This window comes from Seonamhaeicola marinus (genome assembly GCF_008085455.1).
In genome coordinates, this window is record NZ_VSDQ01000021.1 from 1 (window position 1) to 467 (window position 467).

Consider the following 467-nt stretch of genomic DNA (forward strand, 5'->3'; position numbering starts at 1 on the left):
GGTGCTTTTCAAGATTTTCAAATACCTTTTTCTTAATGTCTAAACGTTCAACAACTACTTCAATAATCCAATCTACATCTTTTACTTTAGCAATATCATCTTCTAAATTACCAGTAGTAATTCTGTTGGCAAATTTTTGATGATAAATAGGTGATGGTTTAGATTTTAAGGCTTTTGTTAATGCATCATTTACAAGCCTGTTTCTAACTATTTTATGCTCTAAAGTTAATCCTTTAGCTTTTTCAGCATCATTTAGTTCGCGTGGTACAATGTCTAGAAGTAGCACTTCAACACCAATATTGGCAAAATGGCATGCAATACCACTACCCATAATACCAGAACCAATTACTGCAATTTTTTTAATAATTCGTTTGCTCATTCTTGTTTAGTCTAATTACTTTTTAGTGTAAATTTTTTTGTTTGAAACCATATCTAAAATTAACTCTGCAACTTCATAAAAGTTGTTT

General features: G+C 29.8%; 1 protein-coding gene. It reads right to left on the reverse strand.

Going from position 1 to position 467, the window contains the following annotated elements; translation table 11 throughout:
- Positions 1-379 (reverse strand): 3-hydroxyacyl-CoA dehydrogenase NAD-binding domain-containing protein (locus FUA24_RS00170; protein ID WP_246146912.1); only part of this gene is annotated, 379 nt, incomplete at its 3' end.
- Positions 380-467: the final 88 nt, after the last annotated feature.